Source organism: Buttiauxella cochleicola, from assembly GCF_021282405.1.
GTDB classification, from domain to species: Bacteria; Pseudomonadota; Gammaproteobacteria; order Enterobacterales; family Enterobacteriaceae; genus Buttiauxella; species Buttiauxella massiliensis.
In genome coordinates this window covers 357,469-383,443 of the sequence record NZ_JAJSOU010000003.1, presented here as the reverse complement: position 1 = coordinate 383,443, position 25,975 = coordinate 357,469, and the positions used below count along the sequence as shown (strand labels likewise).

The following is a 25,975-nucleotide window of genomic DNA, read 5'->3' as shown; positions in this document are numbered from 1 at the left end:
ATTTGAATATCCCCAAAAAAAATCACCCTTGTTGTTTTTATAAGCTAAAAACAACAAGGGTAACCGACTATTATTTATGCTTTTTTAGTAACACATACATTGCGGGGATGACTAGCATCGATAGTAATGGGGCTGTAATCATGCCGCCAATCATCGGGGCCGCAATACGGCGCATCACTTCTGATCCCGTACCGTCGCCCCACATAATCGGCAATAAACCTGCCATTATAGTCGCAACAGTCATCACTTTAGGCCTGACGCGTAACACTGCCCCCTCATGAAGGGCGCGCATTAGCATGGGTTTTCCTCCCTGTGGATCTAACGCTTTATGCCTCGCAATAGCTTGATTTAAATAAAGTACCATTATTACGCCAAATTCAGCTGCTACCCCAGCCAATGCAATAAATCCTACCGCACCCGCAACGGATAAATTATATCCCAGCAAATATAGCAACCAAACACCACCAATAAGTGAGAATGGTAAAGTCCCCATTATTAACAACGCATCACTTACACGTGAGAATGTTACATAAAGCAAGACGAAAATAATGACCAGAGTGAATGGTAAGACTATTCTTAATTTAACACTTGCTCGCTCTAAATATTCAAATTGACCAGACCAGGATAATGAGACGCCATCAGGTAATTTCACCTGCTGGGAAACAGCACGCTGCATATCTTCCACTGCTGATTTTAAATCGCGCCCACGTAAATCCACATAAACCCAATTAGATAAACGGGCATTTTCACTTTTCAACATTGGTGGACCATCAGTGATAGTGATATCTGCCAATTCAGAAAGCGCAATCTGGCTACCATTTGCGGTAATCACCGGCAAGTTTTGCAATTTTTGGACGTTGTCACGTATTTCGCGCGGGTAGCGAATATTGATCGGATAGCGTTCACGTCCCTCAATCGTTTCACCGATATTTTGGCCGCCAATCACAGTTGCGACTAATGACTGTAACTCTTTGACTGAGACGCCATAGCGCGCCGCTTTAAGCCTGTCGATATTGATATCAACATAGCGCCCACCACCGAGTCGTTCCGCAAGAGCGGATGTGACACCAGGAACTTGCTTCACAACTCGCTCGATTTGCTCAGCCACCTGCTCAATGGCGGCAATATTATTGCCATTTACTTTAATACCTACCGGACTTTTGATACCCGTTGCCAACATGTCCAGGCGGTTACGGATAGGTGGCACCCAAACGTTAGCAATTCCCGGTACTTTCACCACGCTATCGAGTTCACTAACCAGCTTATCCATCGTCATTCCTGGCCGCCATTGATCGCGCGGCTTAAAACGAATAGTGGTCTCGATCATGGTTAGCGGTGCAGGATCGGTTGCAGTATCTGCACGTCCAGCTTTACCAAATACCGTCGCCACTTCAGGCACGGTTTTGATTAAGCGGTCTGTCTGTTGCAGTAGACGTCCGGCTTCACGTGCGGAAATACCCGGCAGCGTTGATGGCATGTACAGCAAGTCGCCTTCATCAAGCGGTGGCATAAACTCACTTCCAAGTCGGCTCAGCGGCCATAACGTCGCCAATAATACTAACCCTGCAACCAGCAGCGTAGTTTTCGGGCGCGCCAGCACTTTATCCAGCAGTGGTTCATAGGCTGCAATTAACCAACGGTTGATGGGATTTGCCTTTTCATCAGGGATTTTCCCGCGAATAAAATAGCCCATCAGCACTGGCACCAGCGTGATTCCCAACCCTGCCGCCACCGCCATGGCGTAGGTTTTGGTGAATGCCAACGGCGAAAACATGCGCCCTTCCTGCGCTTCGAGGGAAAACACCGGGATAAACGACAGCGTGATAATCAGCAAACTACAGAACAGTGCAGGCCCCACTTCCACGGCAGCTTGTTCTGATATCCGCCAGTAATCAGCTCCTGCTGGCTGTTTGCCAGGGTTGTCATGCCGCCACTGCTCCAGGACTTTATGCATGTTTTCGATCATCACGATCGCCGCATCAACCATCGCCCCTATCGCAATGGCGATCCCACCCAGCGACATAATATTGGCGTTCACCCCCTGGTAGTGCATGACGATAAATGCACCCAAAATTCCCAGCGGCAGGGTGATCATCGCCACCATTGCCGAGCGGAAATGGAACAGGAACAGCGCGCAAATAATGGCGACGACAATAAACTCTTCCAGCAACTTGTGGGACAGCGTTTCAATCGCGTTTTCAATCAGATGCGAGCGATCGTAAACCGGAACGATTTCGACTCCCGCTGGCAAACTTTTCTGGATTTGCTGGAGTTTTGCCTTCACTGCATTAATGGTATCCAGCGCATTCTTGCCATAGCGCATTACAATGATGCCGCCCGCAACCTCACCTTCACCATTAAATTCCGCCACGCCCCGGCGAATTTCAGGCCCCATGCGCAGCGTTGCTACATCGCTCAATAACACCGGCACGCCTTCGCGCGTGGTGATCACTACCTGTTTAAAATCATTCAGATTTTTCAGGTAACCTGCCGTGCGCACCATATATTCGGCTTCGCCCATTTCGATGACCGAACCGCCACCTTCCTGGTTAGCGCTTTGCACCGCACTAATAACTTGTTCATGTGTGATGTTCAGCGCCCGCATGCGCTGCGGATCGAGGACGATTTGGTACTGTCGAACCATGCCGCCTACGCTCGCAACTTCCGAAACATTCGGCACAGTTTTGAGCTCAAATTTAAGCGTCCAGTCTTGAAGGGCGCGTAAATCTGCCAGGCTGTGTTTGCCGGTTCTGTCCACCAGCGCATATTCATAAACCCAACCCACCCCCGTCGCATCCGGCCCTAACGAGGCTTTAGCTTCTGGAGGTAACTGCGACTGAACCTGGCTTAAATACTCCAGAACCCGCGAGCGCGCCCAGTACGGATCGGTGCCATCTTCAAACAGAATGTAGACATAGGAGTCACCAAACATCGAAAACCCGCGCACAGTTTTCGCGCCTGGTACCGAAAGCATGGTAGTGGTCAGCGGATAAGTAACCTGATCCTCAACGACCTGTGGCGCTTTGCCTGGGTAATTGATACGAATGATCACCTGTACGTCTGAGAGATCGGGCAGCGCATCCAGCGGCGCGCGTTGCAGGGACCAAATTCCCCATGCAGCCATCATGATCGCCGCAAGCAACACCAGCAGCCGATTTTTAAGTGACCAACGAATAACGGCGGCAATCATTTCATTGCCCCCGCCATCGGCATCAGATGAGTGATTACTGCGCCATGTTCGTCATCCATTGTGAAACTGAACATCACGCTATCTCCAACCTTCACACTCTGCGCGTCAGCGGCTGATTTCAGAGCAAAGTCCATGGTCATTGCATTCCATTTCAACGCTGGGATCGGTTTGTGCGAAAGGGTAATCGCGTCATCAGCAATGCCTTTTACTACGGCTTCCCCTTGATATTCTTGGGCAGTTGCCTTGGCAGTTTTCTCCTGTGGCAATGCACTACGAAGGCTTGCTTCGGAATCAATCAGGAACTGCCCGGAGGTCACAACTTTATCGCCCTCTTTCAATCCTTGTTTAATCTCAACCCAGCCATTTTGCGCCGCCCCAACCACGACATTCACCGGGTTGAAATGACCATCGTCCTGAGCGACTAACACTCGGCTATTACTGCCCGTTTCAATCATCGCCTCTTCAGGAATAGCCAGCACTGGCGGGAGATTAAGCTGCCTGGCTAGTTTCACATTGAGATACATCCCAGGCTTGAGCTTCATTTGATGATTGTCCACCACGATGCGCGCTTTCAGCGTTCGGGTGGACGTATCCATATTGGGGAGTAGTTCACTCACGCGGCCATGGAAAGTCTCACCAGGCCAACTATTGCTCGATGCCTGCATCTCACTTCCCACTTGCAGCACCTGCGCCTGAATTTGTGGGTAATCAATCACAATCCACACAGATTCGAGGCTGGCAACCTCAAACAACGGTGCGGTTGGTGTAACCTGCGCCCCTTCACGCGTTTCCAGCTTGTTGATGTAGCCTGCTTGTTTAGCCCGCACTGTCACACGCGTTTGCGGTTTCCCGGTGCGCTCAACCTGGTTGATAATTTCCGCAGGCATAAACTGGAGTTGCAGGCGCTCACGCGCGGCAGAACTTAACGCGCTATCGCCCAAACCGCGCACCGCCAGATATTCCTGTTGAGCCGCTGTCCATTCAGGTATCCAAAGCTGTGCGAGTGGTTCACCTGCTTTCACAAATTGCTGCGGCGCATTAACAAATAGCTTCTCAACGACGCCATTAGCACTGGCCGGAATAATCTGCACGCTGCGCTCATCGGTAGAAACAGTGGCAAAAGCATCAAACTGATAATCCAGCACTTTCTTCTCAACCAGCGCTGTTCTTATTCCCAGATTTTGTTGTTGGCGAGCGCTTACCGTCACTCCGCCATCTTCAGTGGTTTCATCGGCGTAACGCGGCACCAGGTCCATATCCATAAACGGCGATTTACCCGGCTTATCGAAACGCTGTCCGGGCGTCATCGGGTCATACCAATAAAGAACTTTGCGTTCTGGCTGAACAGATTGTGTAGTAGTGGTGGAATGGCTTTGTTTACCCGCGTAATACCCAGCGCCAAGTGCCGCCGCGATAGTGAGCGCTAACAATGAGAGTTTCGTTATGGTTTTCATTATTGGTTGTCATCCTGTGGCGTCAGGTAGCGGATGGCGGCCCAGGTTTCAGCCACGCTTTTTTCAGCGCTATTCGCGGTCAGTTCGGTATCGAGTAAGGTGCGGCGCGCGGTGAGCAAATCGGAAAGCGTGGATTGCCCGGCACGGTATTGCGCTTCAATCAGTGAAAGACGCTGGCGTTGCAACGGCAAAATCTCTTCTTGCTGGCGCAGCCAGAGTGTTTGAGCTGCCTGATACTGCGCGACAAGCGTGCGCACCAATGCTATACGGTCGCGGTTCGCCAATGCCAATTGGTCGTTGGCTTCCATTGAACGCGACATATCCGCCGCGAGATCTTTGTCCTGGCGCTGAGATTTAAACATCGGTAAATCGACGGTAAACATCACGCCTGCCATATCGTCGTAATCATCGGCGCGATGGGCGTAATAAACCTCAACCCCCACGTTCGGCTTCGCGGCGACTGCAGACTGCGCCGAACGCGCTTTGGCAACATCCGCCTCACGCGCCGCTTCTATCACTTCCGGGTGCTGCCCGACATTTTGTTCCAGTATTTCCGGGTCCGCAGGCAAGCGCTGATAGCGCGGTAATGTGCCGCGCGTGTTCTCAATGTTCTCACCGGTTAATTGCAGTAACCGAGTTTGCGCCAGCGTCACATCGCGCTGGGCGAGCGTGACTTTGTCCTGCATACCCAATAGCGTCATGCGGATATCCACTACGCTGGATGCCGGGGAACTACCACTGGCGACGGTGGTTTTTTGCACGCTGATTTGGCGTTCGGTTTCTGCCACCAGCTTTTGAGCTCCCACCAGCACCTTTTGCGATAACGCTAAATCGAGCCAGGCCTGCGCCGTAACTCTTTGTAACGTCGCTCGAATCACTTCCGCTTTCGCAGCGCTGCTGGCCGATTGCGCCAGAATAGTTTCTGCTTTACGGTCGCGTTTTTCCTCGCTGACGTAATCCTGCATGATGCCAATGCGCTGCATGGTCATGCCTTCACGAGTAAAACGGTGGCTGTTGCTGCCCTGTACCGGCACGTTTTCAATGCCGAATTTCAATTTCGGGTCGGGTAATTCGCGGGCAGAATCAGCCATCGCATTCAGCGCGTTGCTCTGATTACGGTTGGCAGAAAGTTCTGCGGAATAATGAACGGCCGCGGCCAGGGTCTGTTGCAGGCTGAACTCTGCCGCATTTGCGACAGAGACAGACACAGCAAACAGCACCCCGCCGAGCCATAAGCTCAGGGAATGTTGTTTCATAATGGCCTCAGTTACTTAGTCGGGGTAACCGAAGCGAGTTGGTAACCTTCAGCCTGCTGGCTAAAAGTGAAATCAACCGTGTCACCGGCTTTCACCGTCGCTAATGAACCCGCTTCAGGCAAGCTGAATGTCATCGTCATTGCGGGCCAGTTAAGGGCAGCGATAGGTTTGTGGGCAATTGAAATGGAATCGTTGGTGACTTTCTTTACCACACCATGGCCGTGGTAAACCTCAGAGGCCATTGGCTGAGCCATCGACATTTCATGAGTCATATCGTGAGAAGCTGCGTGAGCCAAAGTAAAGAAAGCTGATACTGACAGCGCAACGGCTGTAAAGAAACGTGCAGAAATAGCAGACATAAAAATCTCCAGAACTAAAGTCAAAGGATGAAATCCGTAAGGGATGAACCAAGACAGTGCTGGAGTTATTCTCTAAAACGACAAAACCGTATTGTGGCCGGAGGGCCAGTTGCAGGCGGAGTTAATAAGGCAACCGAGGTAACCGTTTCAGTGCATTCGGGGATCACTAAGGCCAGAGTATCGGTAACCGGCAATGCGGCCAAAGAACTGTAGCCGTTATCTTTTTGCATCACGTCCGGAATGCAATGTTTATCACACAGCGTTCCCTTCGCTTTCACCATATCCCAATGGTTTTTCATCAGCATATGTTCGCTATGCTGAACGGAAAGGGATGGCGCGCTAATTTCTACCGGGCAGTCATGCGATGCCACTGCGACCTGGCTGTTGACAAACAGCCAGCCAAACGCCAATAGCAGCATCAAAAGATGCTTTCTGAGGAAGCGTAAACGGCTTGTCGACCAGAAAGTGGATTGCAACTTGGTTACCCCAAAATATACGAGGCGGCAGTATAAGCATTAGACCTTTTTATTTTAAAGAGATTTTTAGTTGCTTTACATTCAGATAGGTAATTAACAATTATGTAATATAATTTTAATTAAATTCCCTCCATATGATTATTAACAGACCAATAAGCGATATAAATATATACCGCTTATCAATAAGTAAATGTCATAATTGCAAGGCTGCCGACAAAAGTGTCATGGCAGCAGAACGAAGCTTACTAAATTTGATGCTCATCAGAATTCTGCGCCAATGATTCAGGCAGATTGGCACCGTTTTCGCCGACGACTGCAAAGCGTCTTATTTTTTTATTTTCTGGCATGGCGTTGCGCTCAGGTACTGCTCACCCCTTAATGGGTAAAGATGCCGAACGCGACAGGGGACTCAAATGCTAACTACTCTTGAATTACTTATTGGGGTTGTGGTTATTGTCGGTGTAGCTCGCTACATCATCAAGGGCTACTCCGCGACCGGCGTATTATTCGTCGGTGGTTTAACGTTACTGATTATAAGTGCCCTGATGGGCCACAAGGTTTTACCTGGCAATGCCGAAAGCACTGGGTATACCGCAACTGATATCGTTGAATATGTCAAAATCCTGCTGATGAGCCGCGGTGGCGATCTTGGCATGATGATCATGATGCTGTGCGGTTTCGCATCATATATGACGCATATCGGCGCTAACGATATGGTGGTTAAGCTTGCGTCTAAACCACTGAAATTAATTAACTCACCCTATATCCTGATGATCGCCGCTTATTTCGTGGCTTGTCTGATGTCGCTGGCGGTTTCATCTGCAACCGGCCTGGGTGTGTTGCTGATGGCAACGTTGTTCCCGGTCATGGTGAACGTGGGAATTAGTCGTGGTGCGGCAGCAGCAATTTGTGCTTCTCCTGCAGCAATCATCCTGTCCCCAACTTCTGGTGACGTAGTGCTGGCGGCAAAAGCTGCAGAAATGTCATTGGTTGATTTTGCCTTTAAAACCACCGTGCCAATTTCTATCGCTGCCATTATTGCCATGGCGATTGCCCACTTCTTCTGGCAACGCTACCTGGATAAAAAAGAAAACGTCAGCCACGAAATGCTCGATGTCAGCGAAATCCAGACTACTGCGCCTTCTTTCTATGCCATTCTGCCATTTACGCCAATTATCGGCGTGCTGATTTTCGACGGCAAATGGGGTCCACAGCTGCATATCATCGCTATTTTGGTGATCTGTATTCTGATTGCCGCGGTGATTGAATTCTTCCGTAGCTTCAAAGCGCAAACCGTCTTCTCTGGCCTTGAAGTCTGCTATCGCGGTATGGCTGATGCCTTCGCAAACGTAGTTATGCTGTTGGTTGCTGCGGGTGTGTTTGCACAAGGCCTTAGCACCATTGGCTTTATCCAGAGCCTAATATCGATTGCTACCTCGTTCGGTTCAGCAAGTATCATTCTGATGCTGGTGCTGGTCGTGCTGACGATGTTGGCTGCGATGACCACCGGTTCCGGTAACGCACCGTTTTATGCCTTCGTTGAGATGATCCCTAAACTGGCTCACTCATCCGGTATCAACCCTGCGTACCTGGCGATTCCGATGCTGCAAGCCTCCAACCTTGGACGCACCATTTCTCCGGTTTCCGGTGTGGTTGTTGCGGTTGCAGGGATGGCAAAAATCTCTCCATTCGAAGTGGTAAAACGCACGTCAGTACCGGTTGCTGTTGGTCTGATTGTCGTGATTATCGCCACCGAAATTCTGGTGCCGTCTGCTGCTATTCTGCCTTAATCTTTAGCTTTGTAATAAGCGCCTCATTGAGGCGCTTTTTTTATGTTTAAATAAAGTGACTTCTGGAAGCCTGAGCGAGAAAACGATGAAATTAATGTGGCAAAACACGCTAATCCTGACTTCCCTACTGGCCACCAGCCATCTGTTACACGCGGAGGAACTCACCGCCAAACAGTATGCCGATTTTGACCGTTACGTGTTGGCTCTGTCCTGGCAAACCGGTTTTTGCCAGAGCATGCATGAGCGTAACCGCAACGAGCCTGCCGAATGTACAACGCAGCAAGAGCAAAATGACAAGCGCACTTTCTTAACCGTGCACGGCCTATGGCCAGGTTTGCCAAAATCGGTAGCGGCGCGCGGTGTGGATGAAAAACGATGGATGCGCTACGGCTGTTCAACCCGCCCGGTGCCGAACATGGCTGAAGTTCGCGGTTCGCAAAAATGCCAGGCACCAGCACCTGCGTTATCAACAGATATCGCCAGCAAACTTGCGGGTGTCATGCCAGGGGCTGGAGGTCAGTCGTGCCTTGAACGCTATGAGTTCGCAAAACATGGCGCGTGTTTTGGTTTTAACCCCAACGCCTATTTCGGCACCATGGTTCGCCTGAACAATGAATTCAAACAAAGCGCTTTCGGTGAATTTTTGGCAACAAACTACAGCAAAGTCGTCACGCGAAAAGCGTTCAATAAAGCGTTGGAAAAGAGCTGGGGAAATGATGCGGTGAAGGCGGTAAAACTGACCTGTAACGGTAACCCGGCATACCTGACGGAAATGCAAATCTCGCTTGATGCTGCAAAAATTAATGGCCCGCTTAATGAAGGTTCGTTTGCCACACAAAGAAATCCAGGCAACTGCGCGAAGCAGTTCCGCCTGGATGCTGTAGGTTATTGATCGTTAAGCAACATGTGGCTGTTTAGCCGACTCGTCTGCGACTGACTTTCCATTATCGGGAGTCAGATCGCAGTTCTTTGGTAGCGTCAGAGTTATCAGTGCCGCAATCACCAGCGAACCAGCCAGGGCGCAGACTGCCATGTTCTGCCCATAGAGATAAATCATCATCCCCACCAGCCACGGGCCACAGAAGCCCCCAAGATTGCCTAATCCGTTAATCACACCACGTGCCCCACCGGCAACTTCTGGTGATGCAATTCGCCCCGGAATCGACCAGAACGGACTGGTTGCAGCCTTCAGGAAGAACCCGCACACCACTAAAGCAATGTAGGCCGCGATAATGTTATGACGTAAAACTACCGACGCCAGCAATGCCGCGGCAAAGCACAACAGTGAAATCATTACCCACAGTCGGCGTTTACCGGTTTTATCGCTGAGCATTGAAATGACATAGATACCGATAATCGTCGCGACAAAAGGCACTATTGCCAGCAGCCCGACACCCGCCATATTCGCGCCGGTAAGGTTTTTGAGGATTGTCGGCAGCCACAGCGTGTACCCGTAATCACCGGTTTGGTAGAAAAAGTTAAGTGCAACCAGCTTCATTAGACTGCTGTTACGAAATACATCGCGCAACGGAGCATTACTTACCGGCTGCTTCAGGCTTCGCGCCTGACGGTCGCGTTCAAATTCCGCCAGCAGGTATTCACGTTCTGCAGCAGGTAACCAGCGAGCCTCCTGCGGACGGTCGCTAATCAGCCACCACCACACCGCCAAGACCACAATCGACAGCAAACCTTCGATGATAAACAGCCAGCGCCAGTCCAGACTCTGAATAATCGCACCCGAGATTGGCGCGGTTACCATACCGCCGATAGGAGCGAACATCATGACGAAAGCATTCGCTCGCCCAATTTCGCGGTCCGGGAACCAGTTGCTGATCATCGTTAACACGACTGGCAGCATTCCGCCCTCGGCGACACCGAGCACAAACCGCAGAACTAAGACCTGATAGTGGTTGGTGACAAAACCTGTGGCAACAGAAACGATAGCCCACGCCACCAGCGACCAGGCGATAAACCGTTTACCACTACCGTTCACGGCCGCCCGCCCACCGGGAATCTGCAAGAAAAGATAACCGATGAAAAATATCCCGCTGGTGAGACCTGCCATTTGGCTGGTTATACCTAAATCAGCCTCCATTCCACCGGGAAGTGCAAAACTAATATTCACCCGATCCATAAAAGAAATAATACAGGCGATTAAAATAGGCGCGACCACGCGCCACCAGCGAGTGCCGGGGATTTTCTTTTCCATGGTATTTATCCGTGACAATAAAAGTCATTGCCCTTTTTAATAAAGGGCTCCGGGAAATTACTTAATACGGTGCGGTAGAGGTTTATGGTTGAAATAAGCCTCAACGTTTTCAAATACGATATTACTCATGCGCTGGCGTGTTTCATGTGTGGCGCTGGCAACATGCGGTTGTAATACCACATTCTCCATACAGATTAATTCAGCAGGTACATTAGGTTCATTCACAAAAACATCCAGCCCGGCACCGGAAATATCACCATTTTGCAAAGCGGTAATTAAATCCTGCTCATTGATAATACTGCCGCGAGCGATATTAATGACCAATGCATGTTTAGGTAATGCCTCGAATACTTGTTGATTCACAATGCCGTGACTTGCCTTGCCACCCGATACCGCAACAATAAAAAAATCACTATTGCGGGCAAGACTTAATACATCCTCACACCAGTGATACGGCAGTGAGCTATCCATTTCGCGATCGGTGTAATAAATTTCCATATCAAAGCCGATGGCACGACGGGCAATGGCTCGGCCAATATTCCCCATCCCAAAGATGCCGATACGTTTACGGCTCACCTGGGTTGCCAATGCAGGGCTTTCCTGAAGCCAGCGCCCTTCTCGTACGAAGCGGTCACCCTGGCAGAGCTGGCGAGCACTACTCAACAGCAAACCGAAAGCCAGGTCAGCGACATCGTCGGTGAGTGCCCCGGCAGTAATGGTCACCGCAATATCGCGACGGCGAGCATATTCCAGATCCACCGCATCAGTGCCGACACCAAAAACAGCAATCACACCGACCTGAGGCAGATTTTCCAGCACGGTGGTAGTCACGCCGATATCCCCCCGCGTCACAACAGCACCAATTTGTGCGCCGTTATCAGCAAGCCAGGCCGCAGCGTCAGACTGCTGGTAAAGGCGATGAACGGTGTAATGAGTCTCCAGTTGCTGCTGAAGTACATCCATCACTGGAGCAATAAGTAATACGTGTTGGGTAGGTTGCGACATGGTTCCCCCGGTTAAGTCAGCTAAGTCAATATTTCTGCTTAACATCAAAGCCTTTTTAAGCGCAGGGTTTTGCGACGTAGGTCACGCCAATCCATGTTAGAAAACCGTGTTACCGTTAGCGTGATCGCTTCAGCATTTAAGCGACTAAAGCGTGCCGCCAAGAGATAAGCGATAGTGCAAATCGACTTGTTCAATTGTTGGTTGTTTATTGATTTTCTTCAATAAAATTTCCGTGGCGACTTTCCCGATCTCAAAGCGTGGCGTGACAACACTGGCAAGTTTTGGAACCGTAACCTGGCCGATTTCCAGGCCGTGAAAACCAGCAATTCCCATCTGTTCCGGCACACGAATGTTGGCAGCCAGGCATTCTTGTAACACGCCTGCGGCGAGATCGTCATTAGTACACAAAATACCGTCCATATCCGGGTACATCTGGCGCGCCATCGCCATCATTCCTGTTCCTACGCTTACAGAGGAAACTTTATTTGGCATTAGCCGTCCATCAGTCAAACCCGCGTCAGCCATGGCTTTGCAATACCCTTCATACCGTTTGATATCACGCACATCGGCCATCGAACCTAAATAGATAATCCGCTTCTTGCCACTGGCAATCAGCATATTGGTCATATCAAATCCGGCCCGGAAATTATCAAAGCCGACGTTAATGCGCCCGCTACCAGATACCAGGTCCATCACTTCAGCCACAGGGATTCCGGCAGCACTTAAATACTTCTCGGTCCGCAGCGTATGCACGGTTTCCGTCAGGATAAGCCCTGCGACGTTAAAACCCAGCACCGTGGCAATTTGTTCTTCTTCGCGCTCGCGGTCGTAATCGTAATTAACCACCAACGTCTGGTAACCCATTGGCTTTGTTACGGATTCGATACCTGCCAGTAAATCGGCAAAAATCTGGTTATTAAAGGAGGGAATAATGACGCCGATACGCGGCTGCATATTGCTCGCCAAAGCCCTGTTTTCAGGGTCAGGCATATAATTGACTTCCGCCATCACTTCAGCGATTCGGGCGGCAGTTTCCGGGGCTACTTTATCCGGCGTGCGCAAATAACGGCTGACGGTCATTTTTGTCACCCCCGCAAGGGCGGCAATGTCCTGCAATGTAATGCGCTGGTACTTCATCTGGTTTTCCTGATAACCCGCGGGAAAAGGATTATGCCTCGCATCCTTAACAAAAGAAAAGCTACCACACTTCACACTCCAGGTATCACGCGGGCGTAACACTATTCGCAGTGATCTACTTCACAGTTTTACCCGCTCTGAACCGCTTTGATAAGGGATATTAAATACGATGCAAAAATAACAGGAATTCACCATGACGAATTTGTTTACGCTCGACAACAAACGCGTATTAATTACCGGCTCTGCACAAGGAATTGGCTTTTTATTAGCACAAGGCCTGGCTGAGCATGGTGCTGAAATTATCATCAATGATATTACTGCTGAACGCGCCGAACATGCGGCAATGAAATTACGTGACAGTGGTTATACCGCCTGGACTGCTGCATTTAATGTTACCGACCCGGAAGCGGTGGAAACTGCGATTGAAAATATCGAGCAAGAGATCGGGCCGATTGATGTATTAATTAATAATGCTGGCATTCAGCGTCGCCATCCATTTACTGAATTTCCGGTTAATGAATGGAACGATATTATTGCCGTTAATCAGACTGCTGTATTTTTAGTTTCACAATCTGTTTCAAGACGCATGGTAAAACGCCAGGCTGGGAAAATAATCAATATTTGCTCAATGCAGAGCGAGCTGGGCCGCGACACAATTACGCCATATGCCGCAGCAAAAGGCGCGGTGAAAATGTTGACCCGCGGTATGTGCGTGGAACTGGCGCGTTACAACATCCAGGTTAACGGTATTGCGCCGGGTTACTTCAAAACAGATATGACCAAAACCCTGGTCGACGATGAAGCTTTCACCCAGTGGCTATGCAAACGCACACCAGCGGCTCGCTGGGGTGATCCTGAAGAATTGATTGGTGCTGCGGTGTTCCTGTCGTCAAAAGCGTCAAACTTCGTGAATGGCCACCTGCTGTTTGTTGATGGCGGCATGTTGGTTGCGGTGTAAGGGGGGAAATATGATTATTGATAAACTTGAGAATGCCGCTCAAAACCCGGTATACCCAACTGTGATTCGTCATGCGTTACAAGCCATTATCGCAAACCTTCCACAGCAATTAGCCAACGGCAAATACCCGATTGAAGGCGAGCTTATCTATTTCTCGGTGTTTGATGGCAAAACAATACTCCTGGAAGAGCAACGCCCTGAATTGCATGCCCGTTATATCGACGTGCATATCGTGCTTGAAGGCGAAGAGATAATCGGTGCCGCACCGGTGGATCAACAGCAGCAACAAGATGGTGAGTTTGACGAACAAAATGATATCGGGTTCTATAAAAACATGGGCTGTGAAACATTGATAAAACTACGGCCAGGGGACCTGACGATTCTTTTCCCCGGCGAGCTTCATCGCCCTATGGCAACGCTAAATGAACCGGCTGCGCTGAGGAAAATTGTAGCGAAGATTGATATGAGTTTAATTACCAGATAACACCTGTCCGATTAAATACGGAAGACAAAAAAACAATCAGTTCACTATTAGTTCCGGGTTTGTAGACATATGCTTTGTTTATCAAATGCGGAGGTAATTATGAACAAAACGAAACGTTTTTTAATGCAGTTAAAAGCCCAATTCGAACGTGAAGAAAAAGCGCATAAGCTGTTGGGTTTGATTTGGCTTTCACCCCAACAACGCTATGAAATTTTAAAAGAGATTATGTTGCCGGTCGCGGTTAAATGAGTGGCTGAATGGCGGGTAATAGCCACTTACCCGCCTACAACAGCTAACCTTTCAAAAAGGCCAACAAATCAGCATTAATCCGGTCCTTCTCCGTGGTGCAAATACCGTGTGAGCCACCTTCATAAACTTTGAACGTCGCATCTGGCAGTGTCGCCGCTGTCACCTTGCCACAGGTTTCAAAGGGCACAATCTGATCGTCGTCGCCATGAATAACCAGCGTCGGAATGGTCATTTTCTTCAGATCTTCGCGCAAATCGGTTTCCGAGAACGCTTTGATACAGTCATACAACGCTTTGATGCCACCTTGCATGCCTTGCTCAACAAAACTCTCTCTGACACCTTCTGAAATTTCAGCCCCTGAGCGGTTATAGCCGTAGAACGGTAGCGTCAGCTCTTTGAAGAAGTCCGCACGGTTCGCACGCACGCCTTCGCGGATACCATCGAACACATCAATGGGTACACCATTTGGGTTGAAGTCCGTTTTGACCATGATGGGCGGAACGGCACTTATCAGCACCGCTTTTGCCACACGACTGGTGCCATGGCGGCCAATATAACGTGCCACTTCCCCGCCGCCGGTTGAATGCCCAACGTGAACGGCATCTTTGAGATTGAGATGCGCGGTCAATTCGGCAAGATCATCGGCGTACTGGTCCATGTTATTTCCGTCCCAGCTTTGCGATGAGCGCCCATGCCCTCGCCTGTCATGAGCAATAACCCGAAATCCTTTCTGCCCTAGGAAAAACATCTGGTCTTCAAACGCATCCGCCGTTAATGGCCAGCCGTGGCTGAATACTACCGGTTGTCCTTCTCCCCAATCCTTAAAGTAAAGAGAACTGCCGTCCTTTAACGTGAGTTTGTCGTAATGGCTCATGATATCTCCGGTTCAGGTGATGACCGCACAAGGCCTGAGTGAAACGTGCCTATAAAGAGTAATGCAAGTTTTGCCCATGGCAGGTTTATTTACGGTCAGCAATTAATCAATGCGGCTTATGGACGGTTTCTTTCGATAGTTTGAAGTTGCTCTCAAAATGTTAATAAACATGGAGCACTCCATTCCCGAAGGCGTCATGTTACCGATATCATGTTACCGGTATCAGAGAGATGGTGATTTATGCTTAACGCATATCTTGCCTACTAATTCGGCGCAGAGGACAAACATATGACCGAAATAACAGCACATTACGGCGCAGGGACCCTACTTGGGATCGCAGCTTGTGCAGTCGTACTCCTACTTATTCTCATCATGCGCTTCAAAGTGCATGCATTCTTAGCATTAACTCTTGTGAGTGTTGTTGTTGCACTGGTCACCGGTGTGCCGTTCGATAAAATTGTCCCAACAATTTTGGGCGGTTTTGGTAGTACCCTGGCGGGCGTTGCCCTGCTGGTTGGCCTGGGTGCCATGATTGGTCGTTTACTTGAAATCTCTGGCGGTGCCAAAGTATTGGCTGACACACTGGTCGGGAAATTTGGTTCACACCGCGCGCCACTAGCGCTTGGCGTTGCATCTTTGCTGTTTGGCTTCCCAATCTTCTTCGATGCGGGCCTGGTGGTGATGTTGCCAATTATTTTCAGCGTAGCAAAACAATTCGGTGGTTCTACGCTGAAATATGCGCTGCCTGCTGCGGGTGCATTCGCTGTAATGCACGCACTTTTGCCGCCGCATCCGGGTCCGGTTGCTGCAAGTGAATTGCTCGGCGCGAACATTGGGCTTCTGGTCATTGTTGGCCTGGTTATCGCGATTCCAACCTGGTATCTCGGTGCGTATCTGTTTGGCCTGTATGCTGGCAAGAAATTCGAAGTACCATTGCCTTCTTCTTTCCTCGGCAATGTAGAAGCTGATCCAAACCACCAGCCACCATCTTTTGGCACTGTATTGTCAATTCTGCTGCTGCCACTGGTGCTTATTTTCCTTGATACCGGCCTGAACACAGCAACTGTGCTCGGTTGGGTAACGGCTGACAATATCGTAGTTCAGTTCCTGCGCATGTTGGGTAAAACCCCGATTGCATTGCTGATAACTGTATTCTTTGCTCTTGCTGTGTTTAGTGGTCGTCATAGCCGCCAGCATCTGGAAAAAGTTTGCGATGGCGCGCTTGGTCCAATCTGCGGCATCATTTTGGTGACCGGTGCGGGTGGTATGTTCGGTGGTGTTCTGCGTGCCAGCGGCATTGGTGATGCGCTTGCTGGTGTGCTGTCTGATACAGGTATGCCAGTGATTGTTGCCGCGTTTGTTATCTCTACCGCTCTGCGTGTGGCACAAGGTTCTGCGACCGTTGCTCTGACTACCACTGCGGCACTTATCTCGCCAATGGTTGCGGCAACGCCAGGCCTGAGCCAGTTCGATCTGTGCTTCATCGTGGTGGCAATTGCAGGTGGTGCAACTGTTCTGTCTCACGTGAACGACTCCGGTTTCTGGCTGGTTGGCCGTTTCCTGGAAATGGACGAGAAAACCACACTGAAAACCTGGACTGTGATGGAAACGCTGATTGGTACTATCGCTTTCCTGTTCGCATTAGTCGGTAGCATTATTCTGTAACTGCAGTTTGTGACTCAGGTCACTTTAAACTATACGTTAAGCTCAGTATTATCACTGCAGACCAAACCCTCACTCTTACCGGTGAGGGTTTTCTTTTGTAAGGTCCACATCAGGCACATGAGTGCCTGTTTTTTTACACGGAGAGAAATATGTCCAGACCAGCCATTATCATTAATGAACTCGATGCCGAGCGTATTGACCGTTTGCTGGAGCAACCACAATTTGCTAACCAGCCGGTAGCTACAGTGCTGAACGCAGAACTGGACAGAGCAGAAATGTGTAAGCCTGAAGATATTCCGGCCGACGTCGTAACGATGAACAGCCGCGTTAAATTCCGCGATCTATCCTCAAAAGAAGAGCATGTTCGCACGCTGGTTTACCCGATAAACCTAACAGACAGCGACAATCAACTTTCAGTGATGGCACCAGTGGGTGCGGCGCTGTTGGGTTTGCGTGTGGGCGCGACAATTAACTGGACGTTACCGAACGGTAACCAGACGCATCTGGAAGTGCTGGAGTTGCAATACCAGCCGGAAGCCGCTGGCGAGTACCACCGTTAAATGATGTGTCCCCCTTTCTTGAAGGGGGACAATAATTATCAGGCCGATTCCCTTAGCACCAACTCCCCTGAAATAATAATTTTCTGAGCAGGCAGCGCCGGCTCTTTAATCTTATTCACAATCAATGTTGCCGCCTGTCGGCCTGCTTCTTCGCTGGATGACGAAACGTAAGTGAAGCGTGGCGAGGTGAGATTAATGTGCATCATGTCTTCGAAACCAATCAACGAAACCTGTTGAGTCAAAAACACATCTTTACCGACCGTTCGCCCAACCTGCTGGATACCATTGAGGCAGCCAATAATTGCTGATGGTGAATGGCAGAGCATTGCGGTGATTTTGCTGTTTTTCTCAAGCAATTGACGTGTTAAACGTGCAGCATTCTCGGTGTCGTTTTCACAAACTGGAGCCCACTCTTCGCGAAACGGCAAATTGTATTGCGCCAGTGCATTGCGATAACCCAGTAAACGCTCTTCGCGCATCAAGTTGGATGCCGTTCCACCCAAATAGGCGATATTTCGATGACCACGGTCAATCAAATAACGCGTCGCCTGGTTTCCGGCCTGGCGATTATCCCGCCCAATCACGTCACGATGGCTGCTTACCGTGGACTCCGCGATAATCACCGTCGGCAATGGGCATTCAGAAATGAGTGAGGGGATCGAGGCTAAACGGTGGTTAGCATCCAGATAAATAACACCCGCCACGCCTTGCTGCGAAAAAGATGTTAAACACTGTTGCAGCTGTTGATCATCGTCCTGCGGGTGGCCCAGAAAAACCATATAGCCTTGTTTTTCCAGATAATGGACGACGCTTGCCATAACGTTTACACAAAAGGAGTCATTGAAATCACGGATAACCAGGCCGATAAGATTTGAGGTGCTGGAACGCAGATTCGCCGCCGCAACGTTATGGACGTAGCCAAGCTGTTTGATCGCAGCGTTAACCTTTTCAATAGTTGCCTCAGAGATCTTACCTTTTTGGCGTAGCACCAATGACACGGTGGAGACAGAAACTCCCGCCAGTTGGGCTACATCAATAATATTGACCTTTTTCATCCCGTTCCTATGCACTAAATATCCTTGTTATCAATACCATAAAGCCCCCAGTAAACATACCGGGGGCTAACTATTTTGCATCTCTTTCCCCTATAGCATTCAATTTGCAGGAAGGCGGCAAAAGAACTTAGCCCCAGGAACTTACTTGAGTAAGTTCCTGGGGTAAGTGAATGCAGCCAACGCATCTGCAGCTTGAAGGATGACGGGGAAAGTTATTTACCAATCATTGTGGACATCGTCTGTGCGATAAATTGCGCTCGTGCGCCAAATATCACCTGAATGCCCGAATCGCCAACAAACACTACACCGCGTGCACCGAGACTGTTGAGACCGTCTTTGTCTACCCGGTCGCTTTTTTCCACTTCCAGACGCAGACGCGTAATACATGAACCAACAGAGTTAATGTTCTCTGCACCACCCAACAAGCCGATAATATCGCCAGCAAGTTCAGTGTCGGTTTTATCGTTAGCGTTGGCAGTAATATCAGCGCGGCCCGGTGTTTTCACATCGAAACGGCGAATAACAAAACGGAAAGTGAAGTAATAAATCAGCGCCATCGGTATACCGACGATCACAGCCGACAAGAAGTTAGTCTGATAACCGTTGAAAGACGGCAGGATCCCGAAGGAGATGTAGTCAATCATGCCTGCCGAGAACGACTTGGCGATATGCGCATGCAGCAGGTACATACACATGTAAGACAGGCCAGCCATAATTGCGTTGAATACATACAGGATTGGCGCAACAAAGATAAAGGTAAATTCAACCGGTTCAGTAATGCCTGTCAGGAAACAGGTCAATGCCGCAGAGAACAGAATACCGGAGGCAATTTTCTTATTTTTGGTGTTCGCTTCGTGGTACATCGCCAGACATGCTGCAGGCAGTGCAAACAGCATCAGTGGGAATTCACCCTGCATGAATTTGCCTGCGTTATGGTAGCTGTCGCTGCTAAAGGATTTCACGCCTTCTTCGAGCATCTTGAACCAGATTGTCTGGTCACCGTGGATAACCTGGCCTGCTGTCGTCGTGTACTCACCAAATGAATACCAGAATGACGGATACCAGATGTGGTGCAGCCCCAACGGAATTAACGCACGTTCAACCAGGCCGAAGATAAACGTTGAAAGCGCCTGATTATCACCATTCACAATAACCGACAGCGAATCAATTCCCGACTGGATATATGACCAAATCCATGGCAATGCCATCCCGAGCAGGAAGGATAAAAACGCGGTAGCAATGGCAACAAAGCGTTTACCCGAGAAGAAACCGAGGAACTCAGGGAGCTGCATGGTGTGGAATTTGTTATAGCACCATGCGGCCAGAATGCCGGAAATCAGGCCACCAAACACCCCCATCTGCAACGTTGGGATGCCAACAACCATGGCATATTTCCCGCCTGCTGCCGCCATTTCTGGCGTGATATGCATCACCGTGCCAATTGTGACGTTAATAATAAAGACTGATACCGCCGCCGACAGTGCAGCAATCCCCGATTCAGCAGCCAAACCCACAGCCGAGCCAATCGCAAACAGCATCGGCAGGTTGTCGAAAATCACCCCACCCGCATTCATCATTAACGGCAAATGGAATTTATCGCCGAAGGCCAGTAACAAGCCTGCCGCCGGCAACAAAGAGATAGGTAGCATTAATGCACGACCTATCATCGACAATTTAGATAACGATTTTGTAATACTGGATAGCAAACTCATAAACAATCCCCCGGTGTTGACGCCGCCTACGCGTTTTTGGTTTTACGCGTTTTTATGCTTGGTAGAACGTTCTAGTAGAACGTTCTACCTATACTGACGAAACGTTTTTTGCCCGGCAACTAAAATATGCGTTGTAGCCATACTGTTATCGAATATTTGAAGTTGAGCAGGTTTTGACCTGCAATTTATAGGGGCTTATTGGAAGTGAAGCAGATGTTGTGAGGCGGATAAGCTCGTGTCATCCGCCAAAAGCATGACGCCGTTACCGCAAATTCTTACGTATAACAAACAGCAAGAACGCCATCAGCAAACCTGGCAACCAAACCCATTGTAGTTCAGACCAAATTACCGCCTGACCACGGGGTTCGAGGTAGCGGGAGAGCTGAAAAGGAGCGACACGTATCACCTGCCATGGCGCAAAAAATCGTTCATCTGACCACGGCCATAGCCAGCCAACACCCTTGCCGCCTGTAGTAACCGAGTCCAACAGGCTATGCGAAAGCAGTGACACCGTCAGGAATAACCAGACGCGAACAAAACCTGCGCGGAACCAACGATAGCCAAACAGACACAGTAGCGGCACCACAAATGCAAACAGCAAAGAGTGCGTGAACCCACGGTGACCAAAAGCATTGCCATACGCCACGCCAAATTTAAACGCCAGTACATCGGCATCCGGCAACATCGCCAGAATGATCCCGCCCAATAGCAGACGTGGAGGAATAATTTTTGTGCCAAGCCCTAATCCTAAACAAATGGGTACTGCAGCATGAGTGATGATAGTTGGCATAGAAGGCGTTGTCTGATGAGTGGAAAAAGCAGAATAGCTCAGGATAAACAAAAAGAAACCAGGCTAAACATCCGAAACTGGTCGCCACCTCCCCTCTACCAGCCTGGACTAAGAGGAACATTTCACCGTGATAATTTATGGCTTCGCGATCAAGGTTTTCACACCAAAACCTGCCAATCGACATCTCATATCTGCCGCTATAAAATCTGTAAACGTAGACATTTGTCGACTTTTCATCTAAAAGTTCTGCGGTTGGCATTAGACAAATCTCGCCAGCTAATAATAATGGCTGAATGTTAAAGAGCGGCAAGTCAGCTAGCCGCCGGGCATTTCGCCACTGATCAACACAACCACACACCCTCTTGGGAGAATTTATGCAATCCTCGGTTAACAACAACGAGAGCCGAACGTTCTTCGGTCATCCTTACCCGTTAGGCTCACTGTTCTTTACTGAGATGTGGGAGCGATTCTCGTTTTACGGGATCCGTCCCTTACTCATTTTGTTTATGGCAGCAACGGTTTACGACGGCGGTATGGGGCTTGCGCGTGAAAACGCATCGGCAATCGTCGGTATCTTTGCTGGCTGTATGTATCTGGCGGCGCTGCCAGGCGGATGGCTTGCTGATAACTGGTTAGGGCAACAGAGAGCCGTATGGTATGGCTCGATTCTCATTGCCCTTGGCCACCTGTCGATAGCGCTTTCCGCGTTCATGGGCGACAACCTGTTCTTCATCGGCCTGATGTTTATCGTTCTTGGCTCTGGCTTGTTCAAGACGTGCATCTCAGTCATGGTCGGAACGCTGTATAAAAAAGGCGATGCGCGTCGTGACGGCGGTTTCTCGTTGTTCTATATGGGCATCAACATGGGTTCGTTTATTGCCCCCCTGATCTCCGGGTGGCTGATAAAAACCCACGGCTGGCACTGGGGCTTCGGTATCGGCGGTATCGGAATGCTGGTTGCGCTGGTTATCTTCCGTGTGTTCGCCGTTCCGGCCATGAAACGCTACGACAGTGAAGTGGGCCTCGATTCAACCTGGAACAGCCCGGTTGCTAAGAAAAACGGTGTCGGTGGCTGGTTGCTGGCACTGGCGGTCGGCGTGGCTGTTATCGTGACCCTGATTGCAAAAGGTGTGATCGTCATTAACCCCGTTGCGGTTGCCAGTGTGCTGGTATACGTGATTGCGGCGTCGGTAGCGCTCTATTTTATCTATCTGTTCATGTTCGCGGGTCTTAACCGCAAAGAGCGCGCCAGGTTGCTGGTTTGCTTTATTCTGCTGGTCTCTGCGGCCTTCTTCTGGTCTGCATTTGAGCAGAAACCCACTTCGTTCAACCTGTTTGCAAATGACTACACCGACCGCATGATCGGCGATTTTGAGATCCCTGCGGTGTGGTTCCAGTCAATCAATGCGCTGTTTATCATTTTACTGGCACCGGTATTTAGCTGGGCATGGCCGCGCCTCGCACGTAATAACATCCGCCCAAGCAGTATCACTAAGTTTATCATCGGCATTTTATGCGCCGCTGCAGGTTTTGGTTTGATGATGCTGGCAGCACAAAATGTTCTGAACAGCGGCGGTGCTGGTGTGTCGCCACTATGGCTGGTGGGAAGCATCCTGATGCTGACACTCGGCGAGCTGTGCCTGAGTCCAATTGGACTTGCGACCATGACGCTGCTGGCTCCAGAAAGAATGCGTGGCCAGATGATGGGACTGTGGTTCTGCGCCAGTGCGCTGGGTAACCTTGCGGCAGGCCTGATTGGCGGTCACGTGAAAGCCGACCAGTTGGATATGCTGCCTAACCTGTTCGCGCGTTGTTCCATTGCGTTACTGATCTGTGCGGCTGTACTGTTCGTGCTGATTATTCCGGTACGCAAAATGCTGGAAAATGCTCAGGTGAAGACAGAACAAAAACCGGTTAGCAACGCCTGATTAGTCATATCGTCACCCGCAATGAGGCCAGTCTGACGACAGGCCTCATTCTTTGAGCAGGCCCGAAAATATTCGTAGAATTGCAGAAAATTAATGCAGAAGGGGAAACCCTCGCCGGAAAGCGAGGGTTAAACGGGAAGCTTAAGCTTCGACCGTGATGCTCAGTGTTTCAAAAACCACAGTCTGGCCTGCAACGATTTTGCAGCGTTTGCGGGTTTCCACTTCGCCGTCTACTTTCACCAGCCCTTCCGCAATCACCGCTTTCGCCTGTGCGCCGCTTTCACACCAGCCTTCCAGCTTCAGCAGATCGCATAATTCAACGTGTGGGTGTTTACCTAATGAGAAGGTCGCCATTTTATTCTCCATGGACATCATGATATTCCTCGCAAGCCTGCAAGGTATTCTGGATAAGAGTGGCGACGGTCATTGGGCCAACGCCACCCGGAACCGGCGTAATATACGAGGCTTTGGCAGCGGCTTCATCATAATTTACGTCGCCGACCACTTTACCGCTCTCCAGACGGTTAATACCCACGTCCACCACAATCGCCCCTTCCTTGATCCAATCACCTGGAATAAAGCCAGGTTTACCAACAGCAACGATCACCAAATCAGCATTTTCAACGTGATGACGAAGGTTTTTGGTAAAGCGGTGAGTCACGGTAGTGGTGCAACCCGCCAACAGCAGTTCCATGCTCATCGGACGGCCAACAATGTTGGATGCGCCAATCACCACGGCGTTCAGGCCGTAGGTATCAATACCGTAACGCTCAAGCAGCGTCACGATGCCACGTGGCGTACAAGGGCGCAGACGCGGCGAACGCTGGCACAGGCGACCTATGTTGTAGGGATGGAATCCATCAACATCTTTATCCGGGTCGATACGCTCCAGAACTTTCACATTATCGATACCTGCAGGCAGTGGTAACTGCACCAGGATACCGTCAATTTCTTTATCTGCGTTAAGCGTATCAATCAGCTCCAGCAGCTCTGCTTCAGAAGTTGTGTCAGGCAAATCGTACGAGCGGGAAATAAAGCCCACTTCTTCACATGCCTTACGTTTACTTCCAACATAAATTTGCGAAGCAGGATTCTCGCCAACCAGAACAACCGCAAGTCCTGGAGCACGTTTTCCAGCGGCAATTCGGGCTTTCACTTTTTCAGCAACTTCAAGCCGTACCTGCTGCGCAATCGTTTTACCGTCAATAATCTTTGCTGCCATCAGTCAGATGATTCCGTCTGTAATCGAAAAGGGAGGGGATTGTTTCTATTTTGTCAGAAGCGCGGCTCGCTGTCAGGCATTGTTAAGCCTTTATGCTCAATTGTCGCGCAGGCAGTTCAAAAGCCATTGACTCGTAAGGTACTGACCGTATAATCCGAACCCGCAATGCTTCCGAAAGGAATACAGTGCGCCCTTAGCTCAGTTGGATAGAGCAACGGCCTTCTAAGCCGTAGGTCACAGGTTCGAGCCCTGTAGGGCGTACCATTTAAAATTAATGAGTTACGCAAAACCCCTCACTAAAAACCACGCATCCATAAAGTTTATGTAACGGCTGGTGTAAGTAAATTTTCTCAACACCCATCAACATTAGCGTGGCTTAGCCAGCATTCCCGGATAGTACTTAGCGATGATGTCATTCATCCTTTCAATCAGAGCCAGGCGTTTAAACGTCAAATGGGCAGTTCCCTTCTAAAAGTAACGAATACTGAAGAACTCATCCTCGTAAACTTCCTTAGTCGGATTATCCCGAATATGCTCCATCAACCAGGTAGAGATATCACTACGGTTGTCAGGTATCGGTTTGCAATCGAGTAAAAACAGCATCCGCTCCAAATCTGCCAATTGATCACGCCTCCAGCCCCAGTTCAGACTAAATCCCCAGAGGTTATGCATCACCAGATTGTTAAAGATGATCTTTTTACCAAAGCTGCAAGGACTATTGGTTTTGTAATCCCACGACAGCCCTTTAAAGACATTGATAATGCCACGCTCAAATACATCCATTTTGTTCCGATGTAGCTGCTCAAAAGTACTGAGGATAACGTCAGTCGGTTTTCCCCTGGCTTCCCAGGCCATCGTTAATGCTTTTCCTGTCAGACCTGAGTCCGGAGAAAACGACATCGCCCAGCCTATTGGCTTGCGGGAAAATAAATCCAGAACAACCGCCAGATAAGCCCAGCGTTTGCCCGTCCAGATGTAGGTCACGTCGCCGCACCAGATCTGATTAGGTTCCGTTACTGCAAACTGGCGATCCAGATGATTAGGGATATCCACATGCTCTTTTATGGCTTTTTTGTAGCGATGCTCCGGTTGCTGGCAACTAACAATATTCAGCTCTTTCATTATCTTACTGGCCAGCCAGCGACTCAACGGAACACCTTTTGCGCTGACCATATCGGCAATGCTCCGGGCCCCCGCAGAGCCATTACTGGCATGATGAACTTCACGAACCAGGTTCAGTATAACGATTTGTTTTGCATCAGGTTTCTGCAGTCGGCTTAGCCAGTACCGATAGCTACTGCGATGGATCCCGAACACATTACAAATAAAAGCAACAGGAACCGCGTCCTGAATTTCTCAAATAACGAGAATTGCTCAGGGAGTTTGACATCAAGAGCGCGGTAGCTTTTTTTTAATATATCGCCTTCCATTTCAATACGTTGCAGTCGTTTTTCTAATTCACGAATGCGAAGTTGCTCAGGCGTCATCGGAGAGGCCTTTGGGGATTTCCCTGCCCGTTCTTCTTTCAGTTGTCGAACCCACTTATCCATCGTGGATTTGCCGACATTCATTGCCGTTGCAGCGGCGGCAACGGTGTAGGCG

The 25,975-nt window shown here is 49.7% G+C and carries 22 protein-coding genes, 1 tRNA gene and 2 pseudogenes; 9 read left to right on the top strand and 16 right to left on the bottom strand.

Annotated features, from left to right (window positions below; translation table 11 throughout):
* Positions 1-70: 70 nt before the first annotated feature.
* From LVQ79_RS06065 to LVQ79_RS06045, 5 genes are all read right to left on the bottom strand, one after another.
* Complete coding sequence (locus tag LVQ79_RS06065; protein ID WP_232864256.1) at positions 71-3,190, bottom strand: efflux RND transporter permease subunit; 3,120 nt, start codon at positions 3,188-3,190, stop codon at positions 71-73.
* On the bottom strand, positions 3,187-4,644 hold the full coding sequence (locus tag LVQ79_RS06060; RefSeq protein ID WP_232864255.1) for an efflux RND transporter periplasmic adaptor subunit: 1,458 nt from the start codon (positions 4,642-4,644) through the stop codon (positions 3,187-3,189). Before LVQ79_RS06060 ends, LVQ79_RS06065 begins: the two co-directional genes overlap by 4 nt.
* Positions 4,644-5,900 (bottom strand): TolC family protein, encoded by a 1,257-nt coding sequence (locus tag LVQ79_RS06055; RefSeq protein WP_232864254.1) that lies wholly within the window; start codon positions 5,898-5,900, stop codon positions 4,644-4,646. Before LVQ79_RS06055 ends, LVQ79_RS06060 begins: the two co-directional genes overlap by 1 nt.
* Before the next feature lie 11 nt (positions 5,901-5,911).
* The gene (locus LVQ79_RS06050) at positions 5,912-6,259 is read right to left on the bottom strand and encodes a copper-binding protein (protein ID WP_232864253.1); all 348 of its coding nucleotides are present in this window, start codon (positions 6,257-6,259) and stop codon (positions 5,912-5,914) included.
* A 65-nt stretch (positions 6,260-6,324) separates the two neighbouring features.
* Positions 6,325-6,678 carry a hypothetical protein gene (locus tag LVQ79_RS06045; protein WP_154149942.1) on the bottom strand — a complete coding sequence of 118 codons (354 nt, stop codon included), beginning with the start codon at positions 6,676-6,678 and terminating at the stop codon, positions 6,325-6,327.
* 470 nt (positions 6,679-7,148) lie between these two features.
* On the opposite strand from LVQ79_RS06045, the gene dcuC reads away from it, so the two are divergent.
* Both dcuC and rna read left to right on the top strand, forming a co-directional pair.
* The gene (dcuC, locus tag LVQ79_RS06040; RefSeq protein WP_232864252.1) at positions 7,149-8,525 is read left to right on the top strand and encodes an anaerobic C4-dicarboxylate transporter DcuC; all 1,377 of its coding nucleotides are present in this window, start codon (positions 7,149-7,151) and stop codon (positions 8,523-8,525) included.
* Between the two features lie 94 nt (positions 8,526-8,619).
* On the top strand, positions 8,620-9,417 hold the full coding sequence (rna, locus tag LVQ79_RS06035; RefSeq protein WP_370639833.1) for a ribonuclease I: 798 nt from the start codon (positions 8,620-8,622) through the stop codon (positions 9,415-9,417).
* A gap of 3 nt (positions 9,418-9,420) precedes the next feature.
* On the opposite strand, the gene LVQ79_RS06030 is transcribed toward rna, so the two are convergent.
* From LVQ79_RS06030 to LVQ79_RS06020, 3 genes are all read right to left on the bottom strand, one after another.
* Positions 9,421-10,734, bottom strand: a complete 1,314-nt coding sequence (locus LVQ79_RS06030) for an MFS transporter (RefSeq protein ID WP_232864250.1) — start codon at positions 10,732-10,734, stop codon at positions 9,421-9,423.
* Between the two features lie 57 nt (positions 10,735-10,791).
* A complete protein-coding gene (locus LVQ79_RS06025) occupies positions 10,792-11,739 on the bottom strand; it encodes a 2-hydroxyacid dehydrogenase (RefSeq protein WP_232864249.1) in 948 nt (315 codons plus the stop codon).
* A gap of 144 nt (positions 11,740-11,883) precedes the next feature.
* A complete protein-coding gene (locus tag LVQ79_RS06020) occupies positions 11,884-12,876 on the bottom strand; it encodes a LacI family DNA-binding transcriptional regulator (protein ID WP_232864248.1) in 993 nt (330 codons plus the stop codon).
* 193 nt (positions 12,877-13,069) lie between these two features.
* On the opposite strand from LVQ79_RS06020, the gene idnO reads away from it, so the two are divergent.
* From idnO to LVQ79_RS06005, 3 genes are all read left to right on the top strand, one after another.
* Entirely contained in the window at positions 13,070-13,834 is a 765-nt protein-coding gene (gene idnO, locus LVQ79_RS06015) for a gluconate 5-dehydrogenase (protein WP_151992910.1), read from the top strand.
* A 10-nt stretch (positions 13,835-13,844) separates the two neighbouring features.
* Positions 13,845-14,318: a NanQ anomerase/TabA/YiaL family protein gene (locus tag LVQ79_RS06010; protein ID WP_232864247.1), complete on the top strand. Its 474-nt coding sequence runs from the start codon at positions 13,845-13,847 to the stop codon at positions 14,316-14,318.
* 99 nt (positions 14,319-14,417) lie between these two features.
* Positions 14,418-14,567, top strand: coding sequence for a hypothetical protein (locus LVQ79_RS06005; protein WP_232864246.1), 150 nt, complete (start codon positions 14,418-14,420; stop codon positions 14,565-14,567).
* 43 nt (positions 14,568-14,610) lie between these two features.
* Here the strand turns inward: LVQ79_RS06005 and LVQ79_RS06000 are convergent, their stop codons facing one another.
* On the bottom strand, positions 14,611-15,441 hold the full coding sequence (locus LVQ79_RS06000) for an alpha/beta fold hydrolase (RefSeq protein WP_232864245.1): 831 nt from the start codon (positions 15,439-15,441) through the stop codon (positions 14,611-14,613).
* A 288-nt stretch (positions 15,442-15,729) separates the two neighbouring features.
* On the opposite strand from LVQ79_RS06000, the gene LVQ79_RS05995 reads away from it, so the two are divergent.
* On the top strand, positions 15,730-17,106 hold the full coding sequence (locus LVQ79_RS05995) for a GntP family permease (protein WP_151992913.1): 1,377 nt from the start codon (positions 15,730-15,732) through the stop codon (positions 17,104-17,106).
* 149 nt (positions 17,107-17,255) lie between these two features.
* Positions 17,256-17,666 carry a nucleoside diphosphate kinase regulator gene (gene rnk, locus LVQ79_RS05990; RefSeq protein ID WP_232864244.1) on the top strand — a complete coding sequence of 137 codons (411 nt, stop codon included), beginning with the start codon at positions 17,256-17,258 and terminating at the stop codon, positions 17,664-17,666.
* Positions 17,667-17,704: 38 nt separating this feature from the next.
* Here rnk and malI read toward each other — a convergent pair whose 3' ends face one another.
* The 3 genes from malI to LVQ79_RS05975 form a co-directional block, all read right to left on the bottom strand.
* Entirely contained in the window at positions 17,705-18,721 is a 1,017-nt protein-coding gene (gene malI / locus LVQ79_RS05985; protein WP_232864243.1) for a Mal regulon transcriptional regulator MalI, read from the bottom strand.
* Positions 18,722-18,933: 212 nt separating this feature from the next.
* Entirely contained in the window at positions 18,934-20,433 is a 1,500-nt protein-coding gene (locus LVQ79_RS05980) for a PTS transporter subunit EIIC (protein WP_151992915.1), read from the bottom strand.
* Between the two features lie 262 nt (positions 20,434-20,695).
* Positions 20,696-21,223, bottom strand: a complete 528-nt coding sequence (locus LVQ79_RS05975) for a metal-dependent hydrolase (protein WP_232864242.1) — start codon at positions 21,221-21,223, stop codon at positions 20,696-20,698.
* A 374-nt stretch (positions 21,224-21,597) separates the two neighbouring features.
* Here LVQ79_RS05975 and LVQ79_RS05970 point away from each other — a divergent pair, with 374 nt between their 5' ends.
* Positions 21,598-23,151, top strand: coding sequence for a peptide MFS transporter (locus tag LVQ79_RS05970; RefSeq protein WP_232864241.1), 1,554 nt, complete (start codon positions 21,598-21,600; stop codon positions 23,149-23,151).
* A 141-nt stretch (positions 23,152-23,292) separates the two neighbouring features.
* On the opposite strand, the gene ybcJ is transcribed toward LVQ79_RS05970, so the two are convergent.
* Positions 23,293-23,505 carry a ribosome-associated protein YbcJ gene (gene ybcJ, locus LVQ79_RS05965; RefSeq protein WP_064516971.1) on the bottom strand — a complete coding sequence of 71 codons (213 nt, stop codon included), beginning with the start codon at positions 23,503-23,505 and terminating at the stop codon, positions 23,293-23,295.
* A gap of 1 nt (position 23,506) precedes the next feature.
* The gene (gene folD, locus LVQ79_RS05960) at positions 23,507-24,373 is read right to left on the bottom strand and encodes a bifunctional methylenetetrahydrofolate dehydrogenase/methenyltetrahydrofolate cyclohydrolase FolD (protein WP_232864240.1); all 867 of its coding nucleotides are present in this window, start codon (positions 24,371-24,373) and stop codon (positions 23,507-23,509) included.
* Positions 24,374-24,560: 187 nt separating this feature from the next.
* Here folD and LVQ79_RS05955 point away from each other — a divergent pair.
* Positions 24,561-24,637 (top strand) — tRNA-Arg (locus LVQ79_RS05955).
* Positions 24,638-24,739: 102 nt separating this feature from the next.
* Here the strand turns inward: LVQ79_RS05955 and LVQ79_RS05950 are convergent.
* Positions 24,740-25,192: pseudogene (locus tag LVQ79_RS05950) on the bottom strand (DUF4942 domain-containing protein); the annotation flags it as partial.
* Positions 25,192-25,971 (bottom strand): annotated as a pseudogene (locus LVQ79_RS05945) (IS3 family transposase); the annotation flags it as partial. The pseudogenes LVQ79_RS05950 and LVQ79_RS05945, both read right to left, overlap by 1 nt.
* Between the last annotated feature and the right edge of the window lie 4 nt (positions 25,972-25,975).